Origin of the sequence: Nocardia sp. NRRL WC-3656 (genome assembly GCF_000720265.1) — a bacterium.
Lineage (GTDB): Bacteria > Actinomycetota > Actinomycetes > Mycobacteriales > Mycobacteriaceae > Nocardia > Nocardia nova.
The window spans coordinates 39,086-63,539 of the sequence record NZ_JOJF01000009.1 but is presented as its reverse complement, the minus strand read 5'-3'; the positions used below and the strand labels follow the sequence as shown (position 1 = coordinate 63,539).

Annotated in this window: 25 protein-coding genes; 11 read left to right on the top strand and 14 right to left on the bottom strand. The window is 67.9% G+C overall.

Going from position 1 to position 24,454, the window contains the following annotated elements:
• Positions 1-91: 91 nt before the first annotated feature.
• On the bottom strand, positions 92-919 hold the full coding sequence (locus IG65_RS0113810) for an SGNH/GDSL hydrolase family protein (RefSeq protein WP_051755953.1): 828 nt from the start codon (positions 917-919) through the stop codon (positions 92-94).
• Between the two features lie 289 nt (positions 920-1,208).
• Here IG65_RS0113810 and IG65_RS0113805 point away from each other — a divergent pair, with 289 nt between their 5' ends.
• The 5 genes from IG65_RS0113805 to IG65_RS0113785 all read left to right on the top strand — a co-directional run bounded on the left by IG65_RS0113805 (position 1,209) and on the right by IG65_RS0113785 (position 5,555).
• Positions 1,209-1,685: a nuclear transport factor 2 family protein gene (locus tag IG65_RS0113805; RefSeq protein ID WP_030515307.1), complete on the top strand. Its 477-nt coding sequence runs from the start codon at positions 1,209-1,211 to the stop codon at positions 1,683-1,685.
• Entirely contained in the window at positions 1,682-2,131 is a 450-nt protein-coding gene (locus tag IG65_RS0113800) for an SDR family oxidoreductase (protein WP_030515306.1), read from the top strand. Before IG65_RS0113805 ends, IG65_RS0113800 begins: the two co-directional genes overlap by 4 nt.
• Positions 2,132-2,274: 143 nt before the next feature.
• Entirely contained in the window at positions 2,275-4,209 is a 1,935-nt protein-coding gene (locus IG65_RS0113795; protein WP_030515305.1) for a UvrD-helicase domain-containing protein, read from the top strand.
• A 48-nt stretch (positions 4,210-4,257) separates the two neighbouring features.
• Positions 4,258-5,064 carry a hypothetical protein gene (locus tag IG65_RS0113790; RefSeq protein ID WP_036524421.1) on the top strand — a complete coding sequence of 269 codons (807 nt, stop codon included), beginning with the start codon at positions 4,258-4,260 and terminating at the stop codon, positions 5,062-5,064.
• 74 nt (positions 5,065-5,138) lie between these two features.
• On the top strand, positions 5,139-5,555 hold the full coding sequence (locus tag IG65_RS0113785; RefSeq protein WP_030515303.1) for an alpha/beta-hydrolase N-terminal domain-containing protein: 417 nt from the start codon (positions 5,139-5,141) through the stop codon (positions 5,553-5,555).
• A 1-nt stretch (position 5,556) separates the two neighbouring features.
• On the opposite strand, the gene IG65_RS0113780 is transcribed toward IG65_RS0113785, so the two are convergent.
• From IG65_RS0113780 to IG65_RS0113770, 3 genes are read right to left on the bottom strand one after another with little or no spacing between them, the layout of a single operon-like run.
• Positions 5,557-7,671: an FAD-dependent oxidoreductase gene (locus IG65_RS0113780; RefSeq protein ID WP_030515302.1), complete on the bottom strand. Its 2,115-nt coding sequence runs from the start codon at positions 7,669-7,671 to the stop codon at positions 5,557-5,559.
• A gap of 47 nt (positions 7,672-7,718) precedes the next feature.
• A complete protein-coding gene (locus IG65_RS0113775; RefSeq protein WP_030515301.1) occupies positions 7,719-8,231 on the bottom strand; it encodes a gluconokinase in 513 nt (170 codons plus the stop codon).
• A gap of 53 nt (positions 8,232-8,284) precedes the next feature.
• On the bottom strand, positions 8,285-9,166 hold the full coding sequence (locus IG65_RS0113770; protein WP_030515300.1) for an SDR family oxidoreductase: 882 nt from the start codon (positions 9,164-9,166) through the stop codon (positions 8,285-8,287).
• Positions 9,167-9,250: 84 nt separating this feature from the next.
• Here IG65_RS0113770 and IG65_RS0113765 point away from each other — a divergent pair, with 84 nt between their 5' ends.
• Positions 9,251-9,829 (top strand): TetR/AcrR family transcriptional regulator, encoded by a 579-nt coding sequence (locus IG65_RS0113765; RefSeq protein ID WP_030515299.1) that lies wholly within the window; start codon positions 9,251-9,253, stop codon positions 9,827-9,829.
• 27 nt (positions 9,830-9,856) lie between these two features.
• Here IG65_RS0113765 and IG65_RS0113760 read toward each other — a convergent pair whose 3' ends face one another.
• The 8 genes from IG65_RS0113760 to IG65_RS0113725 all read right to left on the bottom strand — a co-directional run bounded on the left by IG65_RS0113760 (position 9,857) and on the right by IG65_RS0113725 (position 18,434).
• Positions 9,857-11,020 carry an MSMEG_0565 family glycosyltransferase gene (locus IG65_RS0113760; RefSeq protein ID WP_081879473.1) on the bottom strand — a complete coding sequence of 388 codons (1,164 nt, stop codon included), beginning with the start codon at positions 11,018-11,020 and terminating at the stop codon, positions 9,857-9,859.
• On the bottom strand, positions 11,020-11,871 hold the full coding sequence (locus IG65_RS0113755) for a carbon-nitrogen hydrolase family protein (RefSeq protein ID WP_030515297.1): 852 nt from the start codon (positions 11,869-11,871) through the stop codon (positions 11,020-11,022). The genes IG65_RS0113760 and IG65_RS0113755 overlap by 1 nt, the downstream gene beginning before the upstream one ends.
• Positions 11,872-11,882: 11 nt before the next feature.
• Positions 11,883-13,145 (bottom strand): MSMEG_0569 family flavin-dependent oxidoreductase, encoded by a 1,263-nt coding sequence (locus IG65_RS0113750; protein WP_030515296.1) that lies wholly within the window; start codon positions 13,143-13,145, stop codon positions 11,883-11,885.
• Between the two features lie 45 nt (positions 13,146-13,190).
• Positions 13,191-14,114 carry a carbon-nitrogen hydrolase family protein gene (locus IG65_RS0113745; protein WP_036524419.1) on the bottom strand — a complete coding sequence of 308 codons (924 nt, stop codon included), beginning with the start codon at positions 14,112-14,114 and terminating at the stop codon, positions 13,191-13,193.
• Positions 14,111-15,562 (bottom strand): MSMEG_0567/sll0787 family protein, encoded by a 1,452-nt coding sequence (locus IG65_RS0113740; RefSeq protein WP_051755950.1) that lies wholly within the window; start codon positions 15,560-15,562, stop codon positions 14,111-14,113. Before IG65_RS0113740 ends, IG65_RS0113745 begins: the two co-directional genes overlap by 4 nt.
• 1 nt (position 15,563) lies before the next feature.
• Entirely contained in the window at positions 15,564-16,622 is a 1,059-nt protein-coding gene (locus tag IG65_RS0113735) for an MSMEG_0568 family radical SAM protein (RefSeq protein ID WP_030515293.1), read from the bottom strand.
• 9 nt (positions 16,623-16,631) lie between these two features.
• Positions 16,632-17,177: an MSMEG_0572/Sll0783 family nitrogen starvation response protein gene (locus tag IG65_RS0113730; protein WP_030515292.1), complete on the bottom strand. Its 546-nt coding sequence runs from the start codon at positions 17,175-17,177 to the stop codon at positions 16,632-16,634.
• 375 nt (positions 17,178-17,552) lie between these two features.
• Positions 17,553-18,434, bottom strand: coding sequence for a sterol desaturase family protein (locus IG65_RS0113725; protein WP_036524417.1), 882 nt, complete (start codon positions 18,432-18,434; stop codon positions 17,553-17,555).
• A gap of 76 nt (positions 18,435-18,510) precedes the next feature.
• Here IG65_RS0113725 and IG65_RS0113720 point away from each other — a divergent pair, with 76 nt between their 5' ends.
• Positions 18,511-19,131 carry a TetR/AcrR family transcriptional regulator gene (locus IG65_RS0113720; protein WP_030515290.1) on the top strand — a complete coding sequence of 207 codons (621 nt, stop codon included), beginning with the start codon at positions 18,511-18,513 and terminating at the stop codon, positions 19,129-19,131.
• 21 nt (positions 19,132-19,152) lie between these two features.
• On the opposite strand, the gene IG65_RS38475 is transcribed toward IG65_RS0113720, so the two are convergent.
• Entirely contained in the window at positions 19,153-19,584 is a 432-nt protein-coding gene (locus IG65_RS38475; protein WP_030515289.1) for a DUF732 domain-containing protein, read from the bottom strand.
• 555 nt (positions 19,585-20,139) lie between these two features.
• On the opposite strand from IG65_RS38475, the gene IG65_RS0113710 reads away from it, so the two are divergent.
• A complete protein-coding gene (locus tag IG65_RS0113710) occupies positions 20,140-20,898 on the top strand; it encodes a histidine phosphatase family protein (protein WP_197039834.1) in 759 nt (252 codons plus the stop codon).
• 22 nt (positions 20,899-20,920) lie between these two features.
• Here the strand turns inward: IG65_RS0113710 and IG65_RS0113705 are convergent, their stop codons facing one another.
• Entirely contained in the window at positions 20,921-21,508 is a 588-nt protein-coding gene (locus tag IG65_RS0113705; protein ID WP_051755947.1) for a TetR/AcrR family transcriptional regulator, read from the bottom strand.
• An 86-nt stretch (positions 21,509-21,594) separates the two neighbouring features.
• On the opposite strand from IG65_RS0113705, the gene IG65_RS39085 reads away from it, so the two are divergent.
• From IG65_RS39085 to IG65_RS0113685, 3 genes are all read left to right on the top strand, one after another.
• A complete protein-coding gene (locus IG65_RS39085) occupies positions 21,595-22,518 on the top strand; it encodes a nitroreductase/quinone reductase family protein (protein WP_231509193.1) in 924 nt (307 codons plus the stop codon).
• A 41-nt stretch (positions 22,519-22,559) separates the two neighbouring features.
• Positions 22,560-22,991, top strand: coding sequence for a hypothetical protein (locus tag IG65_RS0113690; protein WP_051755943.1), 432 nt, complete (start codon positions 22,560-22,562; stop codon positions 22,989-22,991).
• Between the two features lie 211 nt (positions 22,992-23,202).
• Positions 23,203-24,375, top strand: a complete 1,173-nt coding sequence (locus IG65_RS0113685) for an aminoglycoside phosphotransferase family protein (RefSeq protein WP_030515285.1) — start codon at positions 23,203-23,205, stop codon at positions 24,373-24,375.
• Positions 24,376-24,454 lie beyond the last annotated feature (79 nt).

The window sequence follows — 24,454 nt, the reverse complement described above, 5'->3', positions numbered from 1 at the left end:
CATCGACGGGGGCTGCGGGTGATCCGACTCGGGGAAAAATTCGGTTTCCGGCGAAGCGGACAAACTCGGCCGCGGCGAATTGTCCCGCTTCTCAGGGCATTCCGCCGGGCGTGACCGGCACCAGCTCCGGGCGTTTCGCCGGTCGGCCCGCACCGGTCGACACGCCGCGCAGCCGCCGCCAGACCCACGGACGCAATGTCGCTGCGACCCAGGCGAGTTCGCCGGCCGCGCCGGCCGCGCGGAACCGCTCGGAGCCGTCCGGCGGATGGGCCCAGCTGTGGTCGGCGCCGTCGAGGCCGAGTGCCTCCGCGGCGGCCAGTGCGAACCGTTCGTGGCCCAGTTCGGAGCCGTGCAGCCGGTCCGGGCTCCACATGCGCAGATCGACCATCGAGGGAGCCCCGTACAGATCCACCAGGCGCAGTCCGTATCGGCTCGCGCACAGGCGAATTCGATCGTTGATCAGGTCGACGCGTGGTCCGATGTAGCGGGCGGCCAGTGGCACGATCCGGCGCACGTCCGGGAAGGTCGTCGTCACAACCGTTGCGCCGCAGGCGGTCAGCTTCGCATACAGCTCCTCCATCAGGTCCAGTGCGGCCACGAGATCGGTGCCGGGCGCCGTGACGTCGTTCATGCCCGCGCAGATGCCGACCAGATCCGGTTCCATCGCCAGAGCGGCGTCGAGCTGTTCGTCGCGGATCTCGGCGAGGCGGCGACCACGCACCGCCAGATTCGCGTACCGGATCTCCGGATTGTCCTGAACCAAGCGCTCGGCCAGCCGATCGGCCCAGCCTCGCAAGCCGTTGCCGTCGTCGCCGTCCCACAGCCCCTCGGTCTGGCTGTCGCCCAGCGCGACGAAGCGTTCGTAGCGGTTCGGCGATGCCGCCGGACCGTCCGGACGCGGCGAGGACAACGTCGTCATGGCAGACCTCCGAGACGTGAAGAGGGTGATGCGGGAAGCGGCGTGACGGGCCCGGGGCCGCCATCGCCACCGGCTGGACAGGCTACATCGGTGCGGTCCGGTCGAACCAGGGCGTCCGAATCGTGGTGATCCGCGCCACCGGAACCGATCGGCCGGTCCGGATCCGGTCCCGATGGGCGGAACGGGGCCACCACCTCTGCGTGGTCCGCGCTATTACTCGATGCGAGTGGACCGGACCGCCGACGTCGCGGCGATGTCCGGCCCGCCTGCCCATCGGAAGGATTTCGCCGTGACCGAATTGGCCGAACTGCACCGACGTCTCGCCCGCGTCGAGGACGAACGCGCGATCGAGCGGTTGATCGCCTCGTACGGCCCGCGGGTCGACGCGGGCAACGTCGCCGCCGCCGACCTGTGGTCCGCCGACGGCACCTACGACGTCGAGGACTGGCAGATGCGCGGTCGCGCCGATGTCGCCGCCATGGTCGGCTCCGAGGCTCATCAGGGCCTGATCGGGCGTGGCTGCCTGCATTTCCACGGTCCGGCGGTGGCCACCGTCGACGGTGACGACGCCGTCGCGGTCTGCGAATCGATCCTCGTGGTCCAGCACAACGGCCGCAACGTCGTGGCCCGCACCGGCGCCAACCACTTCACCCTGCGCCGGATCGACGGCCGCTGGCAGATCACCGCCCGCACCACCCGCACGGTCGACGGCGATCCCGCGGCCCGCGATCTGCTGACCGCCGGAATCGAAGGGGTGGCGCGATGAGCGGCCAACTCGCCGGCAAGGTCGCCCTGGTGACGGGTGCCGCCGCCGGCATCGGAGCCGGAATCGCCCGCCGCTTCGCCGACGAAGGCGCACGGGTGGTGATCACCGACCTCGACGAAATATCGGGTCGCGCGGTCGCCGACGAGATCGGCGGCCGGTTCGTCGCGGCCGACATCCGCGACCGCGCCGACGTCGAAAACGCGGTAGGGACAGCGGTTTCCGACTACGGATCCATCGACGTCCTGGTCAACAACGCCTGGGGCGGGGGAACGATCGGCCGCGTCGAGAACAAGTCCGACGAACAACTCGCCCACGGCATCGCCCTCGCCTCCGACGGATCGCGTTATCTCACCGGGAACACCCTGTTCGTCGACGGCGGCAGTCACATCAACGGCGTCGCGTGGGCGCCGGATCTCGATGCCGCCGAACGGGATCAGCCGGTGTAACCGCTCCCGCCGACATTCGCCGCACCATATCCTCTGCGCTCCCTTGTGCAATGTAATACCTTGATAGACAGAGGTTTTGGTAGCCAGGGGTGTGGCGGCTCCACCGAAGGACCCGCCCGGCTACGCCGGCAAGGGGGTCCGAGATGCCCGATATCAACTTCGAGCGGCGGCGTCAGCGCGTGGCGCAACAGCTCAGCGAACTGACCGTCCTCACGCCGGCCTGGCGGCGATTCCTGTCGGTGCCGCTGATGCGCAACGGCTGGCATGTGCTCGTGGAACGCGAGAACAGCCGTTCGGATCGCTTCGACGCCTACGCCGTCGGCCCGGGCGGTGTCTTCGCTCTGGTCCGCACCGACGTGGTGCCGGCCGCCGCGGAACTACGCCGGATCCGCTGGCGTGCGGAGGAGACGTTCGCGAATCTCACCGCCGGCCGCACCAGGTACGTGCCGCATATGATCGAGGTATTGCTGCTGATGGACGAGGCGGCCGACACTCCGGCCGAGGCCCGCTACGTCGCGGTCGACCCGACGACCATCGCCGCGCGGCTGTTCGCCGAAGCGAGCCTGTCCAGCCGCAGCGCCCGGCAGATCGCGATGACTGTCGCCGAACGCAACACCTGGTTCGCGCTGCTGTCCGCCGACAGCGGCGCCGGGCCCGAAACCTCGCCCGCCGAAGGACTTTTCGACGCGACGACGCTGCGGGAGGAAGAACGAGCGCGGGCGTTGAAGCGACCGTTCAGCGAATGGATGACATTCCTCGATCCGGCCCAACTCGACCTCGTCTACCGCAACTACAACGGGCCCGCGAGGTTCAGCGGTCCGGCCGGAACCGGAAAGACCGTCGTCGCCCTGCACCGCATGGCGCGGTTGTCCAAGGAAGGCGCCGGGCGGCAGCTCTTCACCAGTTTCGTGCGGACGCTGCCGACCTATCACGAATCGGGATTCCGGCGCCTCGCCCCGCATGCGGGTGAGCGGGTGGAATTCACCGGGCTCCACGCCTGGACCACTCATTTTCTCCGCAGTCGCGATATCGGCTGCCGCCTGGGCAGCGGCGACAACGCGTTCTATCACGCCTGGCGCAACGCCCGCCGCCACCTCGAACCCATCGAACCGAATCCGAGCTATTGGAAGGACGAACTGCATCGGGTCATCAAGGGCCAGGGCATCGACCGCGATCTGTACCTGAAAATCGACCGGGTGGGCCGAAACCGCTTGCGTCTGGACAAGACGCAACGCGAGATCGTCTGGACGCACCTCTACCTGCCGTATCAGGCGGCGCTGCAGGACCTCGCGACGGTGGATTTCAACGATGTGATCGATCTGGCGATCGACGAACTGCGCGCGGCGCCGCTGGACGCGCCCTACGACCTGGTGGTGGTCGACGAGGTTCAGGACTTCACCCTGATGGAACTCAAACTCGTCCACCAGATCGCCGGCGGCACCTCGACCTCACCGCTGCTGCTGGTCGGCGACGGTCAGCAACAGGTCTATCCCGGCGGCTGGCGCCTCTCCGATGCCGGCATTCCGATCGTCGGCCGCGGCGCGGTGCTGCGCACCAACTACCGCAATCGCGCCGCCGTGCACGACTACGCCAAGCGGGTCGACGCGACGAATACGGTCGACGACCTGGACGGCGCCCCCGGATTCGTCCTGCGTGACAGCGAGGTCGTGTTGGCGGGTGGTACGGCCCGCGCGGAGACCTTCTCGCGGTCGCGGGCCGAGGAGAAGGTGGTCGCCGCCCTGGCCGATTCCGGATATCCGCACTCCGACATCGCCGTGATCACCGACACCAACCGCCAGGCCGAGAGAATCCGAGCAGCACTGCGCCGCAAGAAGATTCCGTCCGTCTCCCTCGAACACCACGACGGCACCCAGCACGATGCGGTGAAGGTGGGAACCGTCCATCGCGCCAAGGGGATGGACTTCGCCGCGGTGTTCCACCTCACCGACGCGCCGACGGCGCCCGTCGACCGGATGCGCGGCAGCGAGCGCGACCGGGCGGAGCTGGCGGCACGGCAGACCATGGTGGCGCTGACCCGCGCACGGGACCACATCTGGATCGGGCTGATGCGGGATTGAGGCCCACGAGTCGGTCTTTCTCAGCTGAATCGGTTACCTTCGGCATCCATGACCGACGCATCACCGGGTTCGGCCGAGCCGCGCGCCCTGCCGGAATCGACGTCCACCGCACCCGCCCGAGATCGCCGGCCACGACGCTTGGGCAAGGTTCGCCAGGTGGTCGTCTCGGTGCTGCTGGCGGCGATGACCGCCATGGTTCCGCTGGCCTTCGCGCCCGCCATGCCCGCCTCGGCGGCGGTGGCGAAGCCGGGCGTGGAGAATCTGCCGGCTCGGGCCGCCGTGGCCGATCTGGTCGGCGATCACCCGTGGTCGGTGGCCCTGCCCGCTGATTTCGCGGCCGAGGCGGGCTATCGGCCGGTGGTCGAGGACGGGATTCTGGTCGATCCCGACGGTGACTGCTCGTCGCCGATCCAGCTTCCCGCCGAGTTCACCGAGGCGTGCAAGGCACACGACCTGGGCTACGACATGCTGCGCTATGCCGAACAGCGGCAGCAACCGCTGCAGCCGTGGGCACGCCAGGCCATCGACGCCACCCTGCAGCGCCGCATGCACGCCGCCTGCGATACGCGCACCGACGCCGCCGCCCGCGCCCGCTGCGACGTCCTGGCCACGGTCGCCACCACGGGGGTCGATCTGAATTCCCGGCGGCAGAACTACGCGACGCCGGATCCGGAGTTCCTGTTCGGCACGCAGCTGTCGGGCGAACGGCTCAGCGATCAGCTGCTCCATGTCGGTGGTCCCGCCGCGGTGGGAGCGGTTTCGGCGGCGATCGTCGGCATCGTGGCGTGGCGGCGCCTGCGGCCGGCTCGGCTCCCGGCCACCGCTGCCGTCGCGGAAGCCGGTGCCGCCGGGTAACCGCCGTGACGATGCAGAGCACAACCCCGCGCGCGAACGCGACGACGAAGCCCCGCCGGCACCGGTCTCTCCACGTGCGTCCGCGCATCGATACGGTCGTCGCCGTCACCTTCGCCGTCGTGATGTCGCTGCTGCCGGCCGTGCTGCCACGCACCTCCGTATCCCAGGCCATCCTGACCGGTGTGCCGGTGGCGCTCGCCATCGGAGTGTCCGGTCTGCTGCGTTGGACGCTGAGCCGTTGGCGGATCGACATCGACGAACGCTTCGGCCGCCACCGCGTCCCGATCCTGCTGATCTGCGGCTTCGTGGTGACGGCGGTCGTCGTGCGCGCCGCCGCGTGGCAGAACGGCCTGCACGCGGCCATGGGGGAGGCGCCGGTCGGCGCGGCGTACTGGCTGCGCTGTGCCTTCGGTTCGGCTGTGGTCGCAGTCTTCGTGGTGGCGCTGGGGCGCGGAATGCGTTGGGGGATAAGGAAACTCCTGCGGGTCTGAATTACAGCGCGGCCGCGACCTTCCATGCCGAGTGGATCGCGCCCTCGATGTAATCGACCGAACCGGCATCACCCACGACATGCACTTCGGGAACCACCGCGGCCAGCGCATCGGCCAGGGGTGCTCGCGCCGAGACCCCGGAGGCCACCACAACCATGTCCGCCGGCGCGGTCGATATCTGCTCGCCGACGCGAAACTCGACGTGCTGCTCGGTGATCCGCTGCACTGTCGCGTGCCGGTGGATGGTGACGCCCGCCTCGCCCGCATGCCGAACGGCCGTCCACCGCCGCGGCATCGCCATCGGCACACCGAGCTGTCGACCTTCCTCGAGGAGCGTCACGGCGCGCCCGCGTTCGGCCAGGAACTCCGAAAGTTCCAGTCCGACAAGCGAACCCCCGATCACCACCACATTCTTGCCCATCGGCAGGAAGCGGCGTGTCACCGACCGGATCGCGGCGGGACTCTTCGTCACCCCGGAAATCTTGCCCAGCTTCGCGACGGTACGCAGCAACGGTGGCACCCGCGAAACATCGCCGACACCGGTCATCAAGGCGCGCAACGTGTCACCGGTGTGCACGTGCGGCAGATCGCTGCCGGGAACTGCCGGGCGATCCCGCACCGCCCCGGTGGCCACCACGACCACGTCGGGATTCAGCGCCGTGATCGACGGCACGGTCGCCTCGGTCTTCAGACGGATGTCGATGCCGAGTCGCTCGACCTGAACCTTCAGCCAGTTCAGCAGCCGTTCGTTGTCGGGCGTGGTGAGGCTGGAGAACCAGAGGGTGCCGCCGAGGCGATCGGCCTTGTCCAGCACCGTGACTCGGTGTCCGCGTTCGGCGGCGAGGCGGGCGGTCTCGAGCCCGCCGGGACCGGCTCCGACCACGACGACATGTTTCGCGGTCGTGCTACGAACCAGCGGAAGGAGTTTCTCGTTGCCGAGTGCGGGGTTCACCGCACACAACGGGGTGTCGTCCCAGAAGTTCTCCTGCACGCACACATAGCAATTGATGCAGGGCCGGACGTTCTGCGGTGTCCCGGCACGCAGCTTGTTCACCAAGTCCGGATCGGCGAGCAATTGCCGCCCCATCGCCGCGAAATCCGCCTTCCCCTCGGCGATGACCTTGTCGCCGATCTCCGGCAGCACCCGGCCGACCGCGATCACCGGAATAGAGACGGCCTTCTTCACCTCGCCCGCCAATTCCGTATAGGCGCCTACGTGGTCGGGTAGCGGCCCATCGGTGAAATTGGAGAACGGGTTACGTCCCCAGCCGGTGACATGAATCGCGTCGGCACCGGCCGCCTCGAACAGCGCCGAAGCCTGCTTCGCCTCTTCGGTGGTCAGCGCGTCGTCCTCACCGAATTCACGGCCCGCGATCCGCACCAGAATCGCCAGCGAATCGCCGACCTCGGCCTTGACCGCGTGAATCACCTCGACCGTCAGGCGCGCCCGGTTCGCCAGCGAGCCACCGTATTCATCGGTCCGCTTGTTGTCCGCCCGGCTCAGGAAGCCGCCGAGTATGTACCCGTGTGCGCAGTGAATTTCGACCGCGTCGCCGCCGGCTGCCCGCACCCGTCGCGCGGCCTCCGCGAAACAACGCACCACCCAGCCGATATCGTCCTGCGTGGCCTCGCGATAGGTGGCCTGCTTACCGCCCGTGACGGCGGCCAGCTTCTGCAGTTCTTCCGGAGTGTTGTCGGCCAGCGCCGACAGATCCGCGGAGCCGCTCGGCGCCGACGGAACCAGCAGCGGGCGCCCCTGCACGGTATCGATCCGGGCGATCTTGCCGTGGTGGGTCATCTGCACACACAACTTGCTGCCCGCGGCGTGGACGGCGTCCGCGAGCGCCCGCAGCCCAGGAATGAACCGGTCCTCGGACAGCCCGGGTTCCTTGGTGCTCGCACAGCCCACCGGGTAGGCGACAGCACAGCACCCGGTGATGATCAGCCCCGTCCCACCGGCCGCCCGAGCGACGAAATGATCGATATCGCCCTGCTCGATCTCCCCGTCTTCGCAGAGGTTCATATCCATCGCGGGCAGAACGACGCGGTTGGGGACGGTCATCGGCCCGATGGTTCCGGGAGCGAGCAGATGCGGAAAGGTCTGGTTGCGCGGCACGGGTCGAAGCTAGATCTCCCGGCAGCGGGCCAGGGCAAACCTCCCGATCACCGAGACATCGACCGCACCAGCGCGGCGGCCTCGTCCACAAGGACCTCCGGAGTCCGATCGGTGTGAAGCACGGCTCCGCGTTCGTCGGCGTCCAGCGGTTCGAGCGTGCGCAATTGCGAATCGATAAGGATCACAGGCATGTAATGGCCCCGGCGGCGAGACATCCGAGCCACCAATTCGTCGCGATCGGCGATCAAATGCACGAAGATCACCTCGGCCGCGGCGGCCCGCACGATATCGCGATACCGCCGCCGCAGCGCCGAGCACGCGATCACACCGCCGGTCTCCTCGGCCATCCGCTCGCGCAACCACCCCCCGACCGCCGCGAGCCAGGGCGCGCGATCCTCATCCGTCAGCGGAATCCCAGCGGACATCTTCGCGATATTGGCGGCCGAATGGAGATCGTCCGCATCCGCGAACGGAATACCGAGCCGGTCGGCCAGGAGACGACCGACCGTCGATTTCCCGGTGCCGGAAACCCCCATCACGACCACACCGAGCGGGCGCATGCGGTCGTTCACCCTGGAACGGTAACCGACACTGTCGCCGCGCCCGCAACCGATCACGGGCGGATATTCGTCAGGTCCTCCAGCAGGCCGGGGTGCGTCGGCTCCCAGCCGAGCACCTCGCGGGTGTGTGTGCTGGACGACGGCTGATCGGCCGCGAAGATCGGGCCGAGCGGGCCGTATGTCTCCGCGGGAACCGACTCGACCGGCAGGTTCAACTGCCGCCCGATGACCTCCGCGATGTCTCGCACTCGGTCGCCCTCGTCGGCGACGGCGTGCCAGGCGGTACCGGGTTCCGCCCGCTCCAGGGCGAGGCGGAACAGGACTGCCGCGTCGAGTGCGTGGACGGCCGGCCAGCGCTGGGTGCCGTCGCCCGGGTAGCCGGAGACCCCGGTCCGCCGGGCGATATTGGTCAGCAGGCCGGCGAATCCGCCGGTGCCCTGGTTGTGCACCGTGCGCGGCATCCGCACGGCCGTGCTCCGGACCCCGCGCGAGGCCAAATCCAGAACGGCCGTGACCGCCCGCCCGCGGCCACCCACGGGCCCGTCGGTCCACACGGGATCGGTCTCGGTGGATGCCCGGCCCGCCACGCTGGGCGTCCCGGAGACCGTGACGAAGGGGCGATCGCTGCCGACGAGTTCCTCGCCCATGGTCGCCAGGGCGGCACTTTCCTCGGCGACAGTGGCGGCGAGCGCATCGGCGCTGCTGAAGTCGTTGCCGAACGCCAGGTGGATCACTCCGTCGGCCTGAGCGGAACCGGCCCGCAGGACATCGAGGTCGGCGAGGCCGCCGCGCAGTGCTTCGGCGCCGGCGGCCTCGGCGGCGGCAGCGGACGCGTCGGAGCGGGTGAGTGCGAGCACGGTGTGGCCGTTGCCGAGCAGTTCGGCGACCACCGCGGAACCGATCAGTCCGGTGCCGCCGGTGACGAAGACGCGCATGGATAACTCCTCCAGTGATGGGACCTTTGTCCCGTCACGCTACCACGATGATGGGACTGTTGTCCCATCACTTATGATGAACCCATGGGTCGATGGGAACCGGGCGCACGAGAACGCCTTGTCGTCGCCGCGGTCGACCTGTTCACCGAGCAGGGATACGACGCGACGACGGTCGCGCAGATCGCCGAACGCGCCGGCGTCACGAAAAGCACCTTCTTCCGGCACTTTCCGGACAAGCGTGAACTGCTCGTCGCCGGCCAGGAGACGCTGAGCCGGCTACTGGCCGAGGGCATCGCCGAAGCGCCCGAACGTGCCACACCCCTCGAGGCGGTCGCCGCCGGCCTCGAACGCGCCTCGGCGGCAATGGGTCCCATGAACCGCGAGCTCGCACCCCGCCTGAAGGCGGCCGTCGCCGCCAGCGCCGAACTACAGGAGCGCGACGCCCTCAAGAGCGTCGGGCTGGCCGCCGCGATGACCGAGGCGCTCATCGCGCGCGATGTACCGGACCCGACCGCGGCCCTCGCCAGTGAGCTGGGAGTTCTCGCCTTCAAACGCGGGTTCGCCGAATGGACCGACGGGGAGCGGGACGCCCCGGACGAACTGGCGCGGCATGTTCTCTCGGCGTTGGACGAATTGCGGGCGGCGAGCGCAGCGCTGGGCTGATTGCGCCCGAGCGACACCCCGGTCCGATCAACCCTGCCGGGCGAAAAGTTCCGCGGTCGGCTCGGGCGCGATGGCATCGGAATCCGCTCGAACCCGCGGACTTCGGAGATGGGCCCGGTAGAACTCCATGTGCGCGAGAGCCGCTGTCTCCCAATCGTATCGGCGTGCGAGTGCCCTGCCGCGGTCGATGCGCGCCGTGTCGCGCCGCAGGTTCTGTGCCATCGTTGCCGCCATTCCGGTCGGATCGGTGGCGTAGGAGATCGCGTCGCCGAAGACCTCCCGAAGCACCGGAAGCTCGCGCGCGACCACCGGAACCCCTGCGGCCAGAGCCTCCATGGCCGCCAGTCCGAACCCCTCCTTGGTGGAGAAGAACGGAACCAGCGCGGCTCCGGCGACGAGTGCGGGCAGCGCGTCGTGGGCGACCGTGCCGAGGATGACGGGCCGGATGCCCAGTTCGGTTGCGCGCGCGTCGAATCGAGCCCGGTACTCGCGGTAGTCGAAGAGGGTTTCACCGCCCGCGAAGACGAGGCGCAGCTGGGCGTGATCGCGACGGAGCAGCGCGAAAGCCTCCAGCAGATCGAGACTGCCCTTGCGAGGTTCGATGCCACCCAGGGCCAGAATGTAGGGACCGAGGCATCGCTGCCAGGTGCGACGGGCGGCCGATGCGGTGACCGAATCGCTTGCGGCTGAGTCGAATCGGTCGAACTCGACGCCGTTGGCGATCACGGCGGGGCGCAGATCCCAGCCGGCGTGAACCTCCGCGGCGACCGCGGCCGAGACGCAGATATGTGCATAGGGCTCGGTGACGGCACGGTCGTGGCAGCGGGCCAGTTCGGGTGTGGTGAAGGTATCGAGGTGATGGATGGTGCGAACGCACCGGCCGACCGCGTTGGCGCTGATGCAGTCCTGGGCATGGACGATGTCGTAGTCCACCGGAGTGAACGCGGAGCGTAAAACGCTGATGGAACGCAGAATTCGTGGCCCGACCGCTTCGCCGTCGATGGCCTCGAAGGGCACCACACGTACGGTCACAGCTGGATCCACCGGGCGGAAGAATCCCGCGTCGCCGCCCCGGCCCAACGTCCACACCGTGACCTCCGCACCGAGACGCGCGAGCGCCTCGGCGAGATTCAGTGTGTGGACCACCCCGCCTCGCGGCTTGGTCGAGTAGGTGAGCAGTGCGATTCGCATCAGTAACCGCCTTTACCGGTCATCAGGTTGTGGTAGGCGTCGACGCGGCGTTCCGCGAGATGCCGTAGCACCCGGCGCGCCCGCTCCACCTCCGCGTCGACGTCGATATCGGCCACCGCGAGGCCGCCCTTGGACCAGGTCTTGGCCAGTATGTCACCACCTGGCCCCACCACCTTGGCCTGGCCGAGGAACCGCAGCGATCCGGTGATGCCGGTCTGATTGGAGGACGCGAGCACGACCTGGTTCTCGGCCGCGCGAGCCTGGTCGTAGAGATCGAACAGACGCGATTGGCGGTCGTTGGGCATCCGGGAGGCGCGGGCGGTGACACTGGCCGGCCACGCGGACAGCGCCGCGATCGTGCGCGCACCGTCGAGGGCCAGGGTGCGCGCGGATTCGGGGAAGGTCTTGTCGTAGTCGATCAGCATGCCGAGGCGGCCGACCGGGGTGTCGAAGGCGCAGAAGCGATCCCCGGCCGAATAGGCCAGGTGTTCACCGGCGGGCTGGTGGACCTTGCGATGGCGGCCGAGTACACCGTCGCCGGTCAGGCAGACCGCCGCGTTGTAGCGGGTGCCGTCACAGTGTTCGGCATAGCCGACGCAGATTGTCATGGCGCCGGCCAGCCGGCACAGCAGGCGGATCTCCGGACCCTCGGGATCGATGGCCTCCGGCCCGGTGGCGGGATCCGGGTTGCGGAGGTCGCCGATATAGCCGCCGAGCGTCGCGTCGGGCAGCACGAGCAGGTCGACGCCGTCGGTCGCGAGCCGGTCGACGATGCCGGTGATCTTGTCGAGGGCGCGGGCGATGCCGGTGCCGAAATGAGCGGCGACGGCGGCGATCCGGGTGACGGCCATGAGAATTCGCTTCAGGCGGCGGCGGTCGCGCGGGCGGTGACTGTGATCCGATCCGCGAGATACTCGGCATCGCGGGCGACGGCGGCGAACCGGCCCGACCCCCACGTGTGCAGCCAGGGCAGGCCGAGGAAGTACAGGCCCTCGATGGAGGTGACGCCGCGGTTGTGGCAGGGATGGCCCTCGCCGTCGAACACCCCGACGCGCAGCCAGCGGTAGTCGGTCCGGAAACCGACCGACCACACCACGGACGTGATTCCGCTTGCGGTCAGGTCGATTTCGGTCACTTCGTGCTCGGGCCGCCACACCGGCCGGTATCGAGGTTCGGTGGGCGCGTCGATACCCGCACGATCGATGTAGGCGTCGATGGAATCCTTGATGCTCTCGGCAACGGCATCCGCGGCGTCGAGCGAGGATTCCAGCGACGGGTCGAAACACGCTGTGCCGCTCGATATATCGGTCATCCGCCCGTAGAGCCGCATGCCCTCGAGTGCGAAGCGGCGCAGGTCGATATCGCGCCCGCCGCCGCGGCCGGTCACGTAGTGGTTGGTGTTCTCGCGCTTGCCCAGCCCGCCGGGCTGATCTTCGATGGGAATGTCGTAGTGGCCCATATCCTGCAGCCATGCCACACAGTCGCGTCCACGATAGAAGCGGGCCACTCTAGGCGCGCTGCCCACCGCCAGATGGACTTCGCGACCGGCCAGATGCAGGTCCTCCGCGATCTGGGCGCCGGACTGTCCGGTGCCGACGACGAGAACGGCTCCCTCGGGAAGATCTGCGGCACTACGGTATTCGGCGGAGTGCACCTGCCGGATCGAGCCGGGCAGCCGTTCGGCGAAGCGCGGCACGGTCGGGATGTGATATCCGCCGACGGCGACCACGACCTGATCGGAATGCACCGGCCCACCGGTCGTTTCGATATCGAACCCGCCGCCCGCGGCCACGGTCACCGCGGTGACGGCCACCCCTTCGCGCACCGGCGGATCGAAGGTGTCGGCGTAACCGCGCACCCAGGCATAGACCTCGTCACGCGTCATGAAACCGTGCGGCTGCGGGCCGTTGTAACCGTATCCGGGCAGCACGCACTGCCAATTGGGAGTGACGAGCGTGAAATTGTCCCAGCGGGTGTCGCGCCATTCGTGCGCGATGGTGTCGCGTTCGAGCACGAGATGATCGATCCCGTGCGCGGTCAGATGCCAGCTGATGGACAGCCCGGCCTGCCCGGCGCCGATCACCACCACCTCGTGGTGTTCGATCGAAAAGGGTTGCGGAGTCACGGTTTTCCTCCGGAAGTCGCGGCGGGTACGGACGGCGGGGTCATCTCAGGCATGTGCGGCCGCCAATTCCTCCGGTAGCGACGGCTGTCCGACGACGCCGTGGCGCGCGACCACGCTGTCGTAGACTTCCGGCCGCCGGTCCCGCAGGTTGTACATGCCGCCGCCGCGGGCCAGCCCGAGTGCCCGGCCGACATCGACCGTGGCGGTCGCCAGTCCCGGCGCGGTGCCGGTGGTGGCGAGTATGTCGCCGCCCGGCCCGACGATCTTGGCGCTGCACACGAACCGCAGTGAGCCGAAGGTGCCGGCCTGGTTGGAAGCGATCCACACCACCTGGTTCTCGACGGCCCGGGCGCGGTCGAAGATGTCGAAGCGCTGGGTCCAGCGGTCGTCCTCGAGCCGTTCTGCGGTGGCGGTGCGGGCGGTCGGCCACGCCGACAGCGAGGTGATGATCTCCGCGCCGTCCAACGCCAGGGCGCGCGCGGCCTCGGGGAAGGCCTTGTCGTAGCAGATCTGCATCCCCATCCGCCCGATCGGAGTGTCGAAGGCGTGATACTCCGAACCGGCGGCGTAGCAGAGGTTTTCGCCCAGCGGCTGATGCACTTTGCGGTAGGAGCCGAGGATGCCGTCGCCGGACAGGGTCACCGCGGCGTTGTAGCGCAGCTCGCCGTCGGCCTCGCAGAAGCCGAGGGTGACGACGAGATCACCCGCCATGGCGGCGATCCGCGCCAACTCGGGCCCGTCGAGGGCGAGGGCGGGCGGCAGGCTGCGCAACCGGCGCTGCCGGGCCTCGTCGTTCTCGGCGCCGCCGCCCAGGCTGGGCAGATAGCCGCCGAGACATGCCTCGGGCAGGACCAGCAGCCGACTGCCGCGAGCACGAGCCTGCTCGATCAGTGCCGAGATGGTGTCGTAGCAGGCCTCCATATCGCGGCCGAATTCGGCGGCCGCCACGGAGATGGTCAATTCGGTCATGAGATACCCAATCCGGTCACGGTGCCGGGCACCGCTGTGGTGGTTGTTCCGTCCGGCCAGCGCAAACGCACGCCGGGTTCGGAGGTGAGGACGCCGCATACCGCGGAGGTGGCGGGTCCGGTGGGGCCGATCGCGGATCCGGGGCGGTCGGCGGTGAGCATGGCGAAGCCGGGGAAGCAGGTGATCCATTCGGCCGGTGCGGTATTCACCGGACGCGGCATCCGGGCCACATCCAGCTCCGCGCCGACACCCGATGCTTCGGCCAGCATGCCCGCCGTACCGGCGATCCCGGCCATGCTGACATCCTTCGCGGCCGCCGGCGCGGTGTCGGCGACGAACCGGCCCAGCGCCCGCAGCTCGTCCCCGGTGCGGTAGGAAGACGAATCCCATTGCTGCCCGGTATATCCGGCCCGCCAGCGGCCACCGAGATCCGCGGTGAGCCGAAGTTCGTGGCCTGCCCGGCCCCCGCCACCGGGAACGGGCCGGTCGGTGCGGCCCAATGCGGTCACTGCCAGTGCGGCCGGGCCGATCTGGGTATGCCCGCCCAATACGGGCACACCCCAGGTATCGGCGGCTCGCGCCAGGCCACGCAGGATCCGGGTGAGCAACGAACGGGTGGGTGCCGCGACCGCGTCGAGCAACCCCACGGGTTCGGCGCCCATCGCGGACAGATCGTTGAGATTCACCAGGGCCGCGCACCAGCCCGCCCATTCCGGATCGCGTTCGACCATCGAGGCGATGATGGCGTCACATGCGGCGACGAGATCGCTGCCCGGCACCGGCGCACCGTCGTCGCCGCGGAAATCTCTGCCGCCCAGGGTCATCGAACCATTCCCGAGGGTTGTCAGCAGCGGGCCCAGCATCGCCTTGGTCGAGCGCGTGAGCCGGTGGATGCGGTCGATGGGCCAGCGCACGCGAACGTGCGGTGCGCCGCCGAACGTGGTGTCTCCCAGCAGAATCCAGCCGAGGTGGGTGAACAGCGCGGCGTATCGGTGCTGCACCGTCGCCTCGAAGCGCAGCACGTTGTTGCTCTCCGCATAGGCGCAGGCCGCGCGCACGAGGGCATTGCCGACCCCGCGCGTGCGGCGGCCACAGTCCACGACCAGCCGACTGCCGGTCCACCAGCCGAGGTCCTCGGCGGTGGCGGGCGCCAGGCGCACCCCACCCAGAGTGCCGTCCGATGCCAGTGCGACCAGCACGACGGTGCGCGGATGGTCGTCTATATCGTCGGCATCGCTACCGTGGAACAGGCCCTGTTCGACCACGAAGCTCTCGCGCCGCAGCGTTCGATAGGCGGCCAGCTGCCGGGAATCCGCCGGACGAATCAGGAAGCCGCCGGGCGGTTCCTTCGGGTTCGGATGCCCGGACAGCACGCAGTAGTCGGGAGACGGCCTGCCGGATGCCACAGAGCCGTCGAGCCACCAGCGCGGCGTGTCGATCGTCGTCATCTCAGCCTCCCGCGGTGCGCAGCACACTGCACGCGCCGCATGCCGCGCACCCGGCCGCCTGATCGGCGCCGCGCATCCCGGCGCGCCGCAGTTCGGTTGCGACCCTTCGCGTTACGTCCTCGAGCAGCGCCGGTGAGGGTGCGCTCGCGTTGTCGACGTCGACGGCGAGGGTTCCGGCGAGCGGCCGGAAGGGAACGATGAAGGGGTACACACCCATCGCGATCAATTCCCGTGCCCCACCGACCAGTTCGTCGGGATCCTCGCCGAGCCCTACCAGGAGATAGGTCGACACCTGGTTGCGCCCGAACACCCGCACCGCCTCGGTCCACGCCGCCCGGTAGTCCGCGAGCGGCACCGTCGATTTGCCCGGCATCCAGCGCGCACGGACCCGATCGTCGAGCGATTCGACATGAATGCCGATGGAGTCCGCCCCCGCCGTCCGCAGCTCCGCGAGGACCGACAGATCCCCGGGCGGCTCACACTGCACCTGAATCGGCAGCTGCGGCACGGCCCGCTTCACGGCACGCACACAGCGCGCGAGATGCCGAGCGCCACGGTCCTTTCCGGCGGTGGTGCCGGTGGTCATCACCATCTGCCGCACCCCGTCGAGCCGGACCGCGGCGGCCGCTACCTCGGCAAGTTGCTCGGGCCGCTTGACCGCGACGGTCGTGCCCGCCGCCAGCGACGCCTCGATCGCGCAGAATCGGCAACGTAGGTCCTCGCCGTATCGAATGCACGTCTGCACCACCGTCGTCGCCAGCACATCCGTGCCGTGCAGCCTCGCGATCTGCTCGTAGCCGATGCCCTCGGCGGTGCGCAGGTCGTAGAACCTGGGACGCCGCACCGGCTCGACAATGACGCCGAGATCGGTGCCGTCGCGCAGCAGACGATCCCCGCTCAGCGTGTAGGGGCCGTCGGATCGGATGGGAATGGCAGCGCCGGCACCCCCGAACGACACATGACCGTCGTCGCTGGGCCCGGCTCCGGAACGGCGCTGCACCGGCACGTCGACGCGAATACCGAGTAGCGCCAGGTCTACTCGTGTGGATACCTCGGTCATGCCGGCCGCCTACACCTGATAGGTGGAGTTGATGATCGCGCCCTTGCGTGCGTAGTAGATCAGCGCATCCTGCACATCCAGCGGATGCGCGGGGATGACACCTTCGATCAAATCCTCCTCGCGGGCCCCGTGCAGAGCCAGACCGAAGCGGCAGGCGAATACCTTGCCGCCCTCCTTGATGAAGGTCGACAGCGCGTCGTTGATGTTCTGCTCACCCGGAAAACCGCTGTCCCCGGTGGTCGGGAATCCACGGTTGGCGATGCAGTTGATCGCACCCGGACCATAGAAGTAGATCGCCGACTCGAACCCCTTGCGCAGCGCTCGAGTCGCCTGCAGGACGGCCACGAAACTCACCGACGACTCGTGCGCGATCCCGTGCACCAGGGTGAAGTATGTTTCCCCGGCCTCGGCCTGATAGTCGGGAAAGATTTTGGTGGCGCCATAGATATTGGTGCCTTTCGGCAGCGCCGGATGGGGAATCTCGGACAGCGATTTCGCGATGTTCTCCTCGATCGCCTTGTCGATCTCGGAGGTGGTTTCGGTGGGTGCGGACATGCTTGTCTCCTGGGGATGTGACGAGGACCGGTGAGGAATCGAGGTGATTCACCGATGGGTTCAGTTCACGCCCCAGGTGTTTCGTGATGGTCACATCCGGAGTAATACGACGTTGCCGGGTTTTCACCGCCTACGGTTGTGGTCAACCGCTGGTAATCCGTTGTCCGGCAACATGTCTCGATGCACCCGGCATCCGAATACGTGGAATTTCGGGAGGCGGATGCCGTGCCGCGTAATCAACATGCTGGGATTTCCATCCCGCCGTTAACATTCGGCCGGGGTGGCAAGAGCCGATTTGTAACAGGAGCGTCATCGACGCGACTGCCGGCCGGGCTCGGGCAGACGGTTGTCGCCCGGAATTCGATACCGATGCCGTCAGGCTTCGGGAATCCGATCGCCGATCTCGCCCGTGCGTGCGGCTCCGGGCTCCCACCCGGGCGGCCCGAACAAATACCCGGCCCATTCGCGAATCCGCTTGGTGGAGCGCAGATCCCGCAACAAGGCGCCGAATTCGTAGTACTGGAGCGTGAGGACGTTCGAGCTGTCGATGTTCTTCGTGAGTCCGTAGGTGGGGCGGAAGGTCTCCGTGCGGAAGGTGCCGAACATGCGGTCCCACAGGATCAGGATGCCGCCGTAATTGCGATCCAGATACTCCCGATCGCTGGCATGGTGCACACGGTGATGGGAGGGGGTGTTGAAGACGAATTCGAACCAGCGAGGAAGTTTTCCGATGGTCTCGGTGTGCACCCAGAACTGGTAGACGAGGTTGAACGACCAGGCCGTGAAGATCATCCACGGCGGCACACCCAGGAGCGGCAGCGGAACCCAGGCCAATAGTTCGAACCACGGATTCCACTTCTGGCGCAGTGCGGTCGCGTAGTTGAAGTACCGGCTGTTGTGGTGCACCTGATGCGCCGCCCAGACCACCCGGACTCGATGCGCGAGGCGGTGATAGGCGTACCAGAGCAGATCCACCGCGAGCATGACTGCCAGCCACGACAGCGGGTTACGCGGATCGACGTGCCAGGGGGCGTGCACGTACAGCACGGCATAGCCGATGAGTGCGGCGAATTTCGCGGCACCGCTGACGAAGAGTGAGACGAAGCCCATGGTCAGGCTGGTCCGCGCGTCGATCACGTCGTAGCCGGCGCGATCCTCGGCGTGACCGCGCAGGGCGGCGATCTCCAGGACCATCGCGAGCACGAAGAACGGAACCGCGTAGGTCACCGGCTGGTTGATCTGTTCCCACAGGGTCATCGCAGGCACTCTCCGGAACGATTATATGACCCTACGGTCACTTCATTGAAAATGACCGTAGGGTAAGTTCGGGCGCATGTCAACGGCCGCCGGACTCGGAACCAAGGGCATGCCCGCGCAGGACCGTCGCGAGGAGATCCTGATCGCCGCCATGCGGGAGTTCGCCGAACGCGGATTCGCCGCGGTATCGATGGTGGCCATCGCCGGGCGCGCGGGCATCTCCAAGGCCCTGGTCTATCAGCACTTCACCTCGAAGGAACAGCTCTACGCGGAGTGCCTGACCGCGCTGGCCGATCCGCTCCTGGAGCGCCTCGACGACGAAATGGATCCCGCCACAGCGCCTTTCGCGATGCCTGCCAACGCGTTGCGCGGCATCTTCGACACCCTCGGCCCCGACCGCACCGCCTGGCGGATCATCCACGACCCGACCGCACCGCCGACCGGTGCGGTGGCGGACCTGGTACAGGGCTACCGCAACCGGATCGCCGCACACGCCGGCTCGGGCGTACGCCGGTTCCTCGACGCCCTGGGCGACACCGACGAACGCGATATCGAAGCCCTCGCCGGCATCTGGACCGCAGCGGTCGACGCGGTAATGGCCTGGGCGCGAGCACATCCCGAAGAATCGGCCGCCGACCTGACCGCCCGCTTCACCCGTTTGATCGAGATCGTCTTCTCGATCGGAGCAACCCGCTGAAACGGCTCGTGTAGAAGCTGGTCACGAATACTGGGTGCAATAGGCGAGCGTCGCGTCGCGTCCCACCTTCATAGCGTCGGACTTCGACAGGTCCGGGTAGTCGCGCATGACCTGCTGCGTCACCGAATTGTTCGCGGCGCCGCTGGAGTACAAGTCGCAGACACGATGCCCCTCGGCGAGTGCGTCGGCATCGCTGGGGAAGAAGACACCGTCGGCCCGGAGCAGATCGCGGTAGTACTCGTCCGTCGACGCGCCCGCAGCGGGGCCGGTCGGTCGCTCCTGGGCTCCAGGTCCCGCGGTCGGCCGGCCGGGTGCGGCCGCGGCGGGCGGCGCTCCCGGTACCGCCGTCCACCGAGCACAACCTTTGACCTCGACTGCGGCATCGGTGGGAGCGACGGCCATCACGGCCGGTCCTTCGCTGATGTTGTTCGCGATGATCGAAGTGCCGCTCAAATCACCGAGGCGTGCCCAATAGCAGGTGCTCGACCCGCTCGGGCCGGGGGAGCGATAAGTCCCGGGGGCGATGTCGGTTCCCACGACATAGGTCCCCTCTCCGGCGAAAGAGTCGGCCGGACCGCTCGGTGTCGTCGGAGCTGTCGACGTGGCCGCAGATGCTGTGGGCGCAGCAGGAGCCTGTTGCGTCGCCGATGGCCGAATCGCCGAGGCCGAGAGGGTGCGTGTGCTTGTCGACACCGGGCTCCCTGTGCTGCAGCCGGCCATCACGAATGCGATGCCGACTGCGGTGGCGCCGAGCGCCACACGGATTTTTCTGGTCATCCGACTCCTCCCGGTGCCGGTGCGGCAAATAGACCGCGCGAGTACTGTAAACCGGAAATCGTTCGCCGTGATGTCGCTGTTAGCGCCCTGTTCATGGCGTCGAGACGCTGCGCCGACACTCGGGCACGTCGCCCGCGCACCGGGAGGGCGGGCATCCCGGGGGCGAACCATCGAGTGCACCGCCGAGCGCGCGCATCCTGGTCCCATCGACGGGGCTGGAGGGAGGATCGGATGACGGCAAGGCCTCCGGACCCGACGAGTGCGGCTCCGGAAGACCGCTCGGCTGGGATCCCGCCGCGGTATCGCCTGCGCGACCTCTGGATCATCCGCCACGGCGAAAGCCGAGCCAATGCCGCGTTCAGCGCCGGCGCCGACGAGCCCTTCCCCGGCAACGACTGCGATGTCGAGCTCTCGCCCACGGGGTACGAGCAAGCCGCCGGGCTGGGGCGGTGGCTGGCCGGCCTGGATCCGGAGCGAGCGCCGCAGCTGGTGGTGTGCTCACCGTATCTGCGCGCGCAACAGACCTGGGCGGCCATGGCACGCACTGCCGAAGGCGCCGGCGCCTTACCCGTGGTGACCGACGAACGCTGCCGTGACCGCGAGATGGGAATCTTCGAACTCTTTCCGCCGCAAGCCATTCGACGCCGAGCGCCGCAGGAGTTCGAGCGCCGCGCCCGCCTCGGCGAATGGTTCTATCGGCCGCCGGGTGGGGAATCGTCGGCCGATGTCGCGCTGCGCATGCGCGATCTGCTCACCGAACTCGACCGAACCACCGCCGAGCGGATTCTGATCGTCGCCCACGACGCGATCGTCGTCACCGCAGGACACGTCCTGGCCGGTGTGGGTGCGACGCCACCGGCTGATATGCCGCCGGTGCCGAACGCTTCGATCACGCACTGGCACAACAGCGAGCACCATCTGCGGCTCGCCGCATGGGGCATCACGACATCCGCGCGCGACAAGACGATGCCGGGGACCACCGACGAGTGAGCGGCGCGACCCACTCGCCCGTTCAGGTGAACAGTCCGGCACGCGCGGCCGTCAGAGCCACCTTCGCGGCAGCGTCCGCGGTGCCGTCGTCCACCCGCTCTCCGGTGATCAGGACGCGGAAATAGATCGGCGCGACCAGCGTTTTGATCATCTCCGCCGGATCGGTGCCTTCGGGTAGCTCCCCGCGAGCGATCGCGCGCGTCACCACCGGCAGCGTTTGCCGAATCCGATCGCGAAAGACGTGGCGTGCGGAGTTCGGGGGTGCGGGCAGACCCGCGGCGGTGGACACCAGCACGGCCAGAATGGCTCGCCCGGAGGCGCTGTCGGCCCAGGCGACGAGGCTGCGCGCCAGTGCGCGGAGATCCTCGTCGACCGAACCGGTATCGGGAATGGGAATTTCCGCCGCGACACTCTCGGCCAGCGCCTCGGCGATCAGGCTGTCGCGGTCGGGCCACCGCCGGTAGACGGTGGTCTTGTGCACTCCGGTGCGCTGGGCGACGTTGTCGATCGTGAACGCGGCGTATCCGCGTTCGCTCAGCTCGTCGACGGTGGCGGCGAGCACGGCGGCGCGGACCTTCGGTCCACGTCCCAGAGGCGCGGACGAACTCATTGCAACTCCTAGTTGCGATATCGCGGACGGGCGGGCATGCTGACGATATCGCAACTCGATGTTGCGATATTCAGATGGGAGTCTCGATGCTGTCGAAACTTGTCCGGGGAGCCGCACTCCTGTTCCCCGGTCTGCTGGCCGGAGCGTTCGGCTACGGCGCCGTCAATGTGCTGTACGCGTTTCGTGAAGTGCCCCTTGATGTTCGGTTCACATTCCATGTCGCGCTCATGCGAGTCAACGGCCCGGTCATGCAATCGCTGATGGCGCTGGCGGTACTCGGTACCTTGGTGCTCGCGGTGCGATCGCGGGGAGGGCAGCGTCGGATCGCCGCGAGCGCCACGGTGCTGGTATTGCTCTCCTTCCTGGTGACGCGATTCGGGAACGTGCCGATCAACCAGCAGATCAAACGGTGGGCGGTGGGCACCCCGCCGGCGAATTACGCCGATATCCTGCGACGCTGGGAACTGTTCCATTTCACCCGAACCGGTTGCGCCGTAGCCGCATTCGTTCTGGTGATCGTCGCGGTGGTCGGATTCACCGCAGCCGACGACGGCATCCGCCGGAAGGACAATCCGCATCGGTCGCCCTCGCGGCGCGACTTCCGCAATCGCATCGTCGTCACCGCTCATCGCATCGGCCTGCCGTTCGGCCCCATCCACCTGCTCACCGTTGCGGGTCGTTCGACAGGAATTCCCCGGACCACTCCCGTCGCCCCGATACAGCTCGACGGCGACCGGTACCTCGTGCAGGCCTATCCGAACGCCGAATGGGTCGAGAATGCCCGCGCGGCAGGACGCGGTGTGCTCGCTCGCGGCCGGAAATCCCGGATCGTGGATCTGATCGAAGTGCCCGAACCGCAGCGCCAACCGGTGCTGCGTGCGTTTCCTGTTCAAAATCCCAGGGGAGCACAAGCTTTCGTCAGGAATGGTCTGGTCGAATCCGGCTCGCCCGACGGCTTCGCGGACGCGGCGAGCCGCTGTGCCGTCTTTCGCATCGAGCCGGTCTCCTGAGGCCGAATGTCGTCGACGGTGCTGAATTCGGAGAGGAACCAATGATCCGCACGTCGTTTACGCCCGTCACCGGGCACGCCCTGGGAGTCGTTGCCGACGGCACCGTCAAAATAGTGCTCGCCACCGTCTACATCATCGGCGCCGAATCGCTGAGTCATCGACTCGGTGTCGCCACCTGGCTCATGATCGCCTGCGCCGCAGCCCTGCTCATCGCAGGCGCCAGTGAATTCGCATACCTGCGCAGCCGCCCGATGAGCACATATATGCGGCTCTTGATCGGCTACGACACCGGCTGGACGATTGTCACCCTCGTCGCGCTGCTGCTGGCATGGCAGGGGAACGGGCCGGCCGGCGAACTCTGGATCGGTTATCAGACACTCGCGCCCCTCGTCTTCGCGGCTCTGCTCGGGGCGGCAGGCGACCGGAAATCCGAATCCGGTCAGGTCGGCGCCGGCAACTCCGGCTCCGCATGATCGCTTCCTGGCGTGCGCTCCGTCGCGGGAGAGGAGCCGCATCTCAAACCCGACTCGTCTGTATGTACTGATGAGTAATGACGGCTTCGGTAATTCATTGTCTTACAACGCTTTCGACTGATGTAAGGTACTGTGCCTCTGGCGCCGCGATCGGTGGAGGCGCCGGATCGCTCGGATAATCGTTGTCTTACAGTGGAATCGAGATACGTGCGTGAATCACAAGCTCTGGCTGCTCGGTCGTTCTGTCACCGTCGGGACCCGGATGCTGGGCGAGAAGATTCACGGACCCAGATTGCGCTCCCTCGCCGACGTGCCGATCTCCGGTGACAAGATCACCCCCGAATGGCTGACCGCGGTGCTGTGCCGCGACGTTCCCGGGGCCGAGGTGTCGGGCTTCGAGACGTCCGACGGCAGCAGCGGCACCTCGACGAGGGTGGCGATCACGGTCGAATACAACGATGTGGGGACCCAGGCGCAGTTGCCGACCCGCTTGTTCGCCAAGACCACCACCAGTTTCAGCCAGCGGATCCTGCTGGGCGGCGGAAAGATGATCGACGGGGAAACCCGGTTCTTCCGCGACTTCCGCCCCGCCGTCGACATCGAGGCACCGATCGGATACTGGGGCGCGTCCGACCCGGCCTCGTGGCGGTCGATCGCCCTGATGGAGGACATCGCCGCGACCCGCGGCGCCGTCTTCAGCGAGCCCACCGCCTCGATCACCCGTGAGCAAGCCGAGGATCTGGTCCGCAATCTCGCCCGCCTGCACGGCACCTTCTGGGAATCCGAGGCGATCGACGTCCTCAACACCCCGGCGTACATGCTCGACGTGTATCTGTCCGCGATCGATATGAAGAAGCGGTGCGAAGTGGGCCTTCGCCGCGCGGAGGAGGTCGTTCCGCCCGCCCTGCACGGCAGCAGCGCGCGGCTGTGGGCCGGCGTCGAGCGGGCGGTCACCATCGCGACCGAAGAGGTTCCGCCGACGCTGCTGCACGGCGATCCCCACATCGGACAGACCTACCGCACGAGCGCCGGCCGCATGGGTTTCGTGGACTGGCAGGTCGTGATGCGGGGCGGATGGGCACACGATTTCGCCTACACCGTCAATTCCGGATGCGAGCCGGAAGACCGCCGACTATGGGACAGGGACCTGCTGGCGGCCTACCTGGACGAACTGGGAGAGGCCGGCGGTAAGCCCTCGGCCTTCGACGACGCCTGGTTGCTCTACCGGCAGCAGTCGCTGTTCGCCTACGCCGCATGGGCTTTCACCATCGGGCGTGCGAGTTATCAGCCCAAGATGCAGTCGAACGAAACCTGCCTGACCCTGTTACGGCGCATCACCACGGCCATCGACGACAACGATTCGCTGGGCGCCCTCGGCGTCTGACGCACCAACGCTTTACCACGAAATGATCATCGTGCTGCCGATGGTCGTCCCGGCCAGGGTCGTCCGGTGCGACTACCGC